Consider the following 9,543-nt stretch of genomic DNA (forward strand, 5'->3'; position numbering starts at 1 on the left):
GTTCAGCAGCACGAAATGCGCCTTGCGATTCTTGTTCATACGGTAGGTCAGGGAGCGCAGGCCCCACGACTCGGTCTTGACGACCTTGCCGCCGAGGCTTTCGATCACACCGGTGATCTGGGTGGTGAGCTCTTCGACCTGCTGGGCGCTGGCATCCTGGCGCGCCAAAAAGACATGCTCATAAAGAGGCATGGTTGTCCTTTCTCGTGTTAGCGCAGAACCGGCGGCAAGCCCTTCGAACCCTTCGGAAAGGACTCGACTGCTCAGAAGGCGGAAGCACGGGACGACGAGCCGACTGGCCCTGCCGCATCAAAATCGCCAAGGATAGAAAAGCCCTGCGGAGATCGTGATAAAGCCGTCCGTTCAGCTCCCGGCCGGGATCTGCGGATGCGCCGTTATACGGATTTCGGCCGCCTTGGCAAGGGACGGAATTTGCAGTGTCGACCACAGGACTGCCGGTTCCGGGGGCTGCTGGCCAGACGAGCGATCCGAATCAGTCCCATTCGCCGGGCATGCCGCGATGGAGCGACGGGACCGCATGCCGGGGGCTGGGGCTCGTTATGCCGTAAGACGGCGGTGTGTACAAAAGCCCGCCTTTCTTAAAAGCAATTGTCGTTCGCTGATCCATCGCATGAGGAATATTCGTCCATCGGGCTGGCGATTGAATCGCTGGATCGGCATTGATCAGTTTCCGAGGAACGGTTGCCATGCCGTTGTGCGGTCACGCTTTTCAAGCTGCCGACAGCGCATCCTCCCGAGCTGCTTATGGGCCGCGCCACATCGGGCGCAGCAAGCCTGTGCTTCGCGGCCGGAACGAACGGATGTTAGACAGCAGTCAGCTTGACACGACGGGGCCGGGCGGTGTCTTACGGCCCCGACTTCAGAGACAGGTTCAGGAATCCAGATGACCGCAGCATTCACCTTTCCGGGGCAGGGGTCGCAGGCCGTGGGCATGGGCAAGGCGCTCGCCGATGCCTTTCCGGCGGTGCGGGCGGTGTTCGACGAAGTCGACGCCGCACTCGGCGAAAAGCTGACGGCGATCATTTGGGACGGTCCGGCCGAAACGCTGCAGCTCACCGAAAATGCCCAGCCCGCGCTGATGGCGGTTTCGCTGGCGACGATGCGGGTGCTGGAGGCCGAGGCCGGAGTGTCGGTCGGCAACGACGCGGCTTTCGTCGCCGGTCATTCGCTCGGCGAATATTCCGCGCTCGCGGCCGCCGGCAGCCTGAGCGTGAGCGACACCGCGCGCCTGCTGCGGATCCGCGGTCAGGCGATGCAGAAGGCTGTACCGGTCGGCGTCGGCGCAATGGCCGCGCTGCTCGGGCTCGATTACGACACCGCCGTCGCGGTGGCGGCCGAAGCGGCCCAGGGCCAGGTCTGCCAGGCCGCCAATGATAATGGCGGCGGACAGGTCGTCGTCTCCGGCCATAAAGATGCGGTGGAGCGCGCGGTCGAGATCGCCAAGGGCAAGGGCGCGAAGCGCGCGATGCTGCTGCCGGTATCCGCGCCCTTCCATTGTTCGCTGATGCAGCCCGCGGCCGAAGCGATGGCCGAGGCGCTCGCGGGCGTCACCATCAAGGCGCCGGCGGCTCCGCTGGTCGCCAACGTCCTGGCGTCGCCGATTACCGATCCGGATGAAATCCGCCGCCGGCTGGTCGAGCAGGTCACCGGCACGGTGCGCTGGCGCGAGTCGGTCGCCTTCATGGCGTCGCAGGGCGTGAACCGGTTTCTGGAGATCGGCGCCGGCAAGGTGCTGAGCGGCCTGGTGAAGCGCATTGCTGATGGTGCGACTGGTATTTCCGTAGGCGGCCCCAACGACATCGCGTCGGCCAAAGACGCGCTGGCGGCCGAACGTTCGGCGTAAGCCGGCACAAGGAGGCGAGATGTTCGATCTGACAGGCAGAACCGCGCTGGTGACCGGCGCAACCGGCGGCATCGGCGGCGCGATCGCCCAGGCGCTGCACGGCCAGGGCGCCACCGTGGCGATCTCCGGCACGCGGCGCGAGGCGCTCGACTCGCTGGCCGCCAAGCTCGGTGAACGTGTCCACGTGCAGCCGTGCAATCTGTCGGACGCGGCCGAGGTCGAGGCGCTGGTGCCGGCGGCGGCCGAGGCGATGGGCGGGCTCGACATTCTGGTATGTAACGCAGGTATCACCCGCGACAATCTGTTCGTGCAATTGCGCGACGAGGATTGGGACGAGGTGATCAAGGTCAACCTCACGGCGACCTTCCGGCTGACGCGCGCGGCGACAAAGCTGATGATGCGCAAGAAGTTCGGCCGCATCATCGCGATCACTTCGGTAGTCGGCGTCACCGGCAATCCGGGGCAGGGCAACTACACGGCGTCGAAGGCCGGTCTGATCGGCATGATCAAGACGCTGGGCGCCGAATACGCCAAGCGCAACGTCACCGCCAACTGCATTGCGCCGGGCTTCATCGCCACGCCGATGACCGACGTTCTCAACGACAAACAGCGCGAAGCGATTCTCGGCAAGGTGCCGGCCGGACGGCTGGGCACGCCCGAGGACATCGCCGCTGCGGCGGTTTATCTCAGTTCGAACGAAGCCGCCTACGTCACCGGTCAGACCATTCACGTCAACGGCGGGATGGCGATGATCTGAGGCGATCTGCGAGCCTGTGGCGACGCGCGCGGCCCTCCGCCCGTCGCCCCGGACTTGTGGTCAATGCATCGGAAGTATGATAACCGAAGCACCGGCGGACAGGCAAAAGAAGGCCATTGCAGGAAGTCCAAACCCTGTATATTGGCGATGGGGAGCCTGCCGCCCTTGTGGTCGGCTTCGACCCGGGGACGGGGGCAAAATCAACACACTTCGCGATGCGACGGGAACTTAGCGAGTTGACGCACCACGGTGGCTCGTATCGTCTGTCGGTCGGGTCGAAACGGAACAGCACGGGGTTAAATAGATGAGTGAGATTGGCGAGCGGGTTAAGAAGATCGTGGTCGAACACCTTGGTGTCGAACCCGAGAAAGTGGTCGATAGCGCCAGCTTCATCGACGATCTCGGCGCCGACAGCCTCGACACCGTCGAACTCGTGATGGCGTTCGAAGAAGAGTTCGGCTGCGAGATTCCGGACGATGCCGCCGAGACGATTCTCACCGTCGGCGACGCCACCAAGTTTCTCGAAAAGAACGCAAAGAGCTGACGCTCCGCGCGACGCCATGGAAGCCGGACGGACCGCGTCACAGCGGTCCACCGGCTTCTTGTTTTGCGTCGCGCATTTGATGCCGGAGTGCTGGAGATGAGACGGGTTGTCGTCACGGGCCTTGGCATGGTGTCGCCGCTGGGCTGCGGCGTCGAACCAACCTGGAGCCGCGTTCTCGCCGGCGAGAGCGGCGCACGCAAGATCGACACGTTCGACGTCTCGGACATCGCCAGCCAGATCGCCTGCATCATTCCGCGCGGCGACGGCACCGAAGGTACATTCAATCCCGACCAGTGGATGGAGCCGAAAGACCAGCGCAAGGTCGATGACTTCATCGTCTTTGCGATGGCGGCGGCGCGCCAGGCGCTCGACGACGCCGGCTGGCATCCGTCCACCGAAGAAGAGCGCTGCGCTTCCGGCGTGCTGATCGGCTCCGGCATCGGCGGTCTGCAGGGCATCGCCGAAACCGCGCTGCTGCTCGAGCAGCGCGGCCCGCGCCGGATCTCTCCGTTCTTCATTCCCGGTCGCCTGATCAACCTCGCGTCCGGCTACGTCTCGATCGAATTCGGCCTCAAGGGACCGAACCATTCGGTCGTCACCGCATGCTCGACCGGCGCACATGCGATCGGTGACGCGGCCCGTCTGATCGCGCTCGGCGACGCCGACGTGATGGTCGCCGGCGGCACCGAATCTCCGATCAGTCGTCTGGCGATGGCCGGCTTCGCTGCGGCGCGCGCGCTTTCGACCGGCTTCAACGATTCGCCGCAGAAGGCGTCGCGGCCCTACGACAAGGATCGCGACGGCTTCGTGATGGGCGAGGGCGCCGGCATCGTCGTTCTCGAAGAGTACGAACATGCCAAGGCGCGCGGCGCCCGGATCTATGCCGAAGTGATCGGCTACGGTCTGTCGGGCGACGCTTATCACATCACCGCGCCGAGCTCCGACGGCGACGGCGCGTTCCGCTGCATGAGCGCCGCGATCAAGCGCGGCGGCATCGCGGTGTCGGACATCGACTACATCAACGCGCACGGAACCTCGACGCCGCTCGGCGACGAGATCGAACTCGGCGCGGCGCAGCGGCTGCTGGGCAATGCCGCGTCGCGGGTGTCGATGTCGTCGACCAAATCGTCGATCGGTCATCTGCTCGGCGCTGCGGGCGCGGTGGAGGCGATCTTCAGCGTGCTGGCGATTCGCGACAACGTCGCGCCGCCGACGATCAACCTGGACAACCCGTCGGTCGACACGGCGATCGATCTCGTGCCGTGGAAGCCGCGGTCGCGCGAGATCAACGTCGCGTTGTCGAACTCGTTCGGGTTCGGCGGCACCAACGCTTCGCTGCTGTTGCAGCGGGTGCCGAACTAGACGCGCGACTCGTCATCCACCGTTTGGCCGCAATCGCTGCTAAACCCTACGGGGTCCGTCAGTTTCGGCGTATGATCGGTTGCAGCCCTCATCCGTCTGGATAGAGTCCAGTCCGGACATGCCATCGATGTCGTGATCCAGGATGTCGCCGGTGTAGTGTTGCGCCGGTCCCAATGCGAGCCGACAGGATTCAGGTTGCACCGATGAGTGAAAGGCCGCCGATTTCGCCGAGAAGCCCACGCGCGGCACTCGAGCCGGAGCAGCTTCCGCCGCCGCCGAAGCGGTCGGACCATGCGCGCAATCCGCTGGTGATCGTCGGCAACGCGATCATCACCTTCATCGTCGTGGTGATGATCGGCGCCGGCGGCCTGTACGTCTACGGCAAGAACAAGCTGGAAGCGCCGGGGCCGCTCGCGCAGGACAAGACCGTCAACATTCCGCAGCGCGCCGGTCTCGACGACATTGCGCAGATCCTGAAGCGCGAAGGGGTGATCGAAGACGGCTGGCTGGTGTTCGCGGGCGGCGTGATCGCGCTGCGGGCTCGTACCGAACTGAAGCCGGGCGAGTATCTGTTCCAGAAGAACGCCAGCCTGCGCGACGTGATCGGCACCATCGTCGAGGGCAAGGTGGTGCAGCACGCGGTGACGATTCCGGAAGGGCTGACATCGGAGCAGATCGTCGAGCGGCTGTCCGACAATCCGATCTTCACCGGGAGCATCCGCGAAATTCCGCGTGAAGGAACGTTGCTGCCCGAGACTTACAAATTCCCGCGCGGCACGCCGCGCGAACAGGTGCTGAACCGTCTGCAGCAGGCGCAGAAGCGCATCCTCGGCGAGATCTGGGAGCGCCGCAATCCGGACCTGCCGATCAAGACGCCGGAGCAACTGATAACCTTGGCCTCGCTGGTCGAGAAGGAGACCGGCAAGTCCGACGAGCGCACCCGCGTCGCCGCCGTGTTCGTCAACCGCCTGCAGAAGAAGATGCGGCTGCAGTCCGACCCGACGATCATCTACGGTCTGGTCGGCGGCAAGGGCACGCTCGGCCGTCCGATCAAGCGCAGCGAGATCACCCAGCCGTCGCCGTACAATACCTACGTGATCGACGGACTGCCGCCCGGGCCGATCGCCAATCCGGGGCGGGCTTCGCTGGAAGCCGCCGCCAATCCGGCACGCACCCGCGATCTGTATTTCGTCGCCGACGGCAGCGGCGGTCACGCGTTCAGCGACAGTTACGAGCAGCACCAGAAGAACGTCGCCAAGCTGCGCGCTCTCGAACGCCAGCAACAGAACGATACGGTCGAGCCGGCGGAGGAGCCGGCGTCGAGTGCTGCTGCGCCGGCGCCCGATGCCGCAGCAGACCCTGCGGCCACCGCGGCGACCACCGGCTCGCCCAAGGCCAAGTCCGGTGCGCAGAAGCGACGCGTCCGCAACGGGACGCCGAATGGCGCAACCGAGTAGGTTACACGCGGACGGATGTTCACATCGCGGCTGGGTTTGCGTTAAGTTCCGCGAGCCCTCGCGGGACGATTCTCAACCCTGAAATCCGGAGACAGTGACGCGATGTCGTTATCGAGCATGACCGGATTTGCACGAAGCCAGGGCGCCAGCGGCCCTTATGTGTTCGACTGGGAGTTGAAGTCGGTCAACGCCAAGGGCTTCGATTTCCGGATGCGTCTGCCGCCCGGTTGGGACGACATCGAGCCTGCGGTGCGCAAGCGCGCCGCGGAAGCTCTGTCTCGCGGCACCGTGTACGCCAACCTCACGGTGAAGCGCGCCAATGCGGCATCGACCGTGCAGATCAATCAGGATGTGCTGGCGTCGGTGCTGAAGGTCGCCAGCGAAATCGCCGGCAAGGTCGACGCGGTCGCGCCGAGCATCGACGGACTGCTCGGCATCAAGGGCGTGATCGAGGTGGTCGAACCCGAGGCCGACGAGGCCGAGGACAAGGCCGCACGCGCTGCCGTCGAGGCCGCCTTTGCCGAAGCGCTGGATAGTCTCGTCGAGATGCGCAAGCGCGAGGGTGCCAGCCTTGCCGCGGTGCTGGCGCAGCGCCTGGGCGAACTCGAGGCGCTTGCCAGGCAGGCGGAAGCCGCGCCGGGGAGAAAGCCGGAGGCGATCAAGGCGCGGCTCGCCGAGCAGATCGCGACGCTGCTCGACGCCTCCGATCGGTTCGATGCAGACCGGCTGCATCAGGAAGCGATCATGATGGCGACCAAGGCCGACATCCGCGAAGAACTCGACCGCATCGCCTCGCACATCGCCCAAAGTCGCGAGATGCTGGCCAAGGGCGGCGCCGTCGGCCGTCGGCTCGACTTTCTGGCGCAGGAGTTCAACCGCGAAGTCAACACCTGTTGCTCCAAGTCGATCGATCTGGAACTCACCAATGCGGGACTGGCGATGAAGAACGTCGTGGAGCAGTTCCGCGAGCAGGTTCAGAATCTGGAGTGATCATGAGCGACGGAGCGGCGGTCGGACACAATGGTGTCGAGCGGCGCGGCGTGATGTTCGTGCTGTCGTCGCCGTCGGGCGCCGGCAAGACGACACTGTCGCGGATGCTGGTGAAGGAAGCGGCCGGTCTGCAGATGTCGGTATCGGCCACCACGCGGCCGATGCGGCCGGGTGAAGTCGAAGGCCGCGACTACTTCTTCGTCGATCGTGCGAAATTCGACCAGATGGTCGCCGCCGGAGAGTTCCTCGAATGGGCGAACGTCTTCGACAATTGCTACGGCACGCCGCGCGCGCCGGTCGAGGCGGCGCTGGCCTCCGGGCGTGACGTGTTGTTCGACATCGATTGGCAGGGCACGCAGCAATTGCGCAGCCATGCTCCAAACGATGTGGTCAGCGTGTTCGTGCTGCCGCCCTCGGTGCAGGCGCTGGAGCACCGCCTGCACACCCGCGCGCAGGACAGCCACGACGTCATCCAGGGCCGGATGAAGAAGGCCGGCGACGAGATGAGTCATTACGACGCTTACGACTACATCGTCGTCAACGACAATGTCGGTATCGCATTCGAGTCCGTGAAGGCGATCCTGCGGGCCGAGCAGCTCAAGCGTGAGCGCCAAATCGGCATCGACGCTTTCGTTCGCGACATGCGTCAGCAGCTCGAAGGCTGACGCTCACGCCGCCGAGCGCTTCTGCGCCAGCGCCAGCAACTGCTCGATTTCGTCGGCCGCGGGCGGACGCACGTCGCGGACCGGATCGCCGGTCGCCTCGGAGGCGCGCTGAGGTTCGAGTGCGGACTGCGGTTCGAGGTCGCCGCGCACGGCGGCGCGGGTGTCTGCCGCGCCCGGCCGCACCCTGTCGTTGGCGACGTGACGCTGGCGCGCAGCCTTGATCCAGGCTGGCGGTTCGTTCTCGTCTTCGTCCTGTACGGGATATTCGGCCACCCGCTGCGCTGCCGGCCGATGTGACGGCGCGTCGAGGTCGATCGGGCTCGACCTGAAATCCTGAGCGTAGATGCCGGTGTCGACGAGCTCGGTCCGGCCTGCCCAAAGGTCGGGACGCTCGCCCGGCTCGCGCCGTGCGATCGGTTCGCTGCGTCCGAACTTCATCAACACAGCGGCGATCCCTCCCGCAACCGCCAGAGCCGCGAGGAGGGCGCCGATCAAGGTGGCGAGCGTGCTCGCGCTCATCGATCCGTCCGCGGTGGAGGCAGGCGCCGATTTGGCCACCGGCTTGGCCGCCTTGCGTAGCTTGTCGGTGACATTGGCATTGGCTGCAAGACCGCCAGCCGCCGGATCCGACCAGCGTTCGTTCATCGTCGGTGGCGGCGCCCCGGGCGCTGCCTCCGGAGCGGGCGCCGCGGTCTGTTGGGCGGACTCGGCGGGCGGCGCCCACACCGGCTCGGGGAACGGCGAACTGGTCGCGGCGTTGCCGGGACCGGGCGCTGGCGCCGGCTGGTGCGGCACGACGTACTCCGCCCGGGCGTCGGCGACCGACGAGCGTATCGGAGCGGTTGCAGTCTGTGCGGAGCTCGCTGCGGGCGGCGTAGAGGCGGCGGGGATCTCGGGCTTGGACGATGGGCTCGCCGGGGCCGCGGTCGAGGCTCTGTCGTTGCCGGCCGGGTCCGCTGCGCCTGGTTCTGCCGCGGCTACGGCGGCCGGTGGGGCGTCCACCTTGCGCACGTACCAGCACTTGCGCTTGTTGGCGTGATCAGTCCGGTAGTACCAATGACTGCCGGCGGGCGTCGGCCCGTTCGGCGCCGACAGGCAGGTGTCTGCACGAGCCGCGTCGAATGGGGCTGTCGTGAACGCGACGGCTGCGATCGCGCCGGCACCCGCAACTAACAGCGATTTCGCGGATCGGTTGTGCATGACATTCCCCATTCTGACACGGATGACGGAGCTTCTGGGCGTCCGTTTTTTCCGCGACAATTGGGGTCGCAATATGCCGACAATCCGGTGAGGGTGAGACAATTGGCGACCGCAGCGACGGGCGTGGGGAACCCGAAAAGCGCTGCGGTCGGGGAAACGGCCGAGTGATTAGTTCGTCAGCATGATGCGGCCGACCACCTTGCCGGCGCGGAGCTGATCGATCCACTTCTGCACGTCCTGCATCGGCTCTTCCTTCATCGGCGTCGGCTTGATCTTGCCGGCGCGCGCGAGCGCGAGCAGTTCCTTGGTCTCTTCGAGCGTACCGACCATGAAGCCTTCGACGGTCATGCGCTTGTAGATCCACTGCACCATCGGCAGCGAGAACTGACCGCCCATCAGACCGGACACCACCACCTTGCCGCCGCGCGCCACCGTGCTGACCGCGAAGTTCATCGACTTGTCGTTGCCGGCGAAATCCACCACGCCGTCGAAGCCGCCATCGGTCTCCTTGAAAATACGCTTGGCGACGTCGGGCTCGGAAGGATCATAGGCGACGGCCGCGCCGTTCTTCAGTGCGGCTTCGCGCGCCGCGGGGCTGAGATCCGCCACCGCGATCGGCTGCTTGAACATCGCCTGGGCCAGCGACAACCCCATCATGCCGACGCCGCCCAAGCCCACCAGCAGAAGGTTGCGCTGGCGCGGCC

10 protein-coding genes are annotated in these 9,543 nt (G+C 65.7%); 7 read left to right on the top strand and 3 right to left on the bottom strand.

Features of this window, described 5'->3' with window-relative positions; all coding sequences use genetic code 11:
- A partial coding sequence (rpsF, locus tag DU475_RS21525; protein WP_164633275.1) for a 30S ribosomal protein S6 occupies nucleotides 1–192 on the bottom strand: 192 nt, incomplete at its 3' end.
- Between the two features lie 712 nt (nucleotides 193–904).
- Here rpsF and fabD point away from each other — a divergent pair.
- From fabD to gmk, 7 genes are all read left to right on the top strand, one after another.
- Complete coding sequence (gene fabD, locus DU475_RS21530) at nucleotides 905–1,864, top strand: ACP S-malonyltransferase (protein ID WP_164633276.1); 960 nt, start codon at nucleotides 905–907, stop codon at nucleotides 1,862–1,864.
- Between the two features lie 19 nt (nucleotides 1,865–1,883).
- Entirely contained in the window at nucleotides 1,884–2,621 is a 738-nt protein-coding gene (gene fabG, locus DU475_RS21535) for a 3-oxoacyl-[acyl-carrier-protein] reductase (protein ID WP_164633277.1), read from the top strand.
- Between the two features lie 304 nt (nucleotides 2,622–2,925).
- A complete protein-coding gene (locus DU475_RS21540; protein ID WP_002716125.1) occupies nucleotides 2,926–3,165 on the top strand; it encodes an acyl carrier protein in 240 nt (79 codons plus the stop codon).
- A 96-nt stretch (nucleotides 3,166–3,261) separates the two neighbouring features.
- Nucleotides 3,262–4,527, top strand: coding sequence for a beta-ketoacyl-ACP synthase II (gene fabF / locus DU475_RS21545; protein ID WP_164633278.1), 1,266 nt, complete (start codon nucleotides 3,262–3,264; stop codon nucleotides 4,525–4,527).
- 203 nt (nucleotides 4,528–4,730) lie between these two features.
- Entirely contained in the window at nucleotides 4,731–5,984 is a 1,254-nt protein-coding gene (gene mltG, locus DU475_RS21550; RefSeq protein WP_013502075.1) for an endolytic transglycosylase MltG, read from the top strand.
- Between the two features lie 102 nt (nucleotides 5,985–6,086).
- Nucleotides 6,087–6,974 (top strand): YicC/YloC family endoribonuclease, encoded by an 888-nt coding sequence (locus DU475_RS21555; protein ID WP_164633279.1) that lies wholly within the window; start codon nucleotides 6,087–6,089, stop codon nucleotides 6,972–6,974.
- 2 nt (nucleotides 6,975–6,976) lie between these two features.
- Nucleotides 6,977–7,639 carry a guanylate kinase gene (gene gmk, locus DU475_RS21560; RefSeq protein ID WP_164633280.1) on the top strand — a complete coding sequence of 221 codons (663 nt, stop codon included), beginning with the start codon at nucleotides 6,977–6,979 and terminating at the stop codon, nucleotides 7,637–7,639.
- Nucleotides 7,640–7,642: 3 nt separating this feature from the next.
- Here gmk and DU475_RS21565 read toward each other — a convergent pair whose 3' ends face one another.
- Together DU475_RS21565 and DU475_RS21570 are read right to left on the bottom strand one after the other, a co-directional pair.
- The gene (locus DU475_RS21565; RefSeq protein WP_164633281.1) at nucleotides 7,643–8,839 is read right to left on the bottom strand and encodes a hypothetical protein; all 1,197 of its coding nucleotides are present in this window, start codon (nucleotides 8,837–8,839) and stop codon (nucleotides 7,643–7,645) included.
- Nucleotides 8,840–9,007: 168 nt separating this feature from the next.
- A partial coding sequence (locus tag DU475_RS21570; RefSeq protein WP_164633282.1) for a zinc-binding dehydrogenase occupies nucleotides 9,008–9,543 on the bottom strand: 536 nt, incomplete at its 5' end.

Origin of the sequence: Rhodopseudomonas sp. WA056 (assembly GCF_010906995.1) — a bacterium.
Classification (GTDB): Bacteria; Pseudomonadota; Alphaproteobacteria; order Rhizobiales; family Xanthobacteraceae; genus Rhodopseudomonas; species Rhodopseudomonas palustris_G.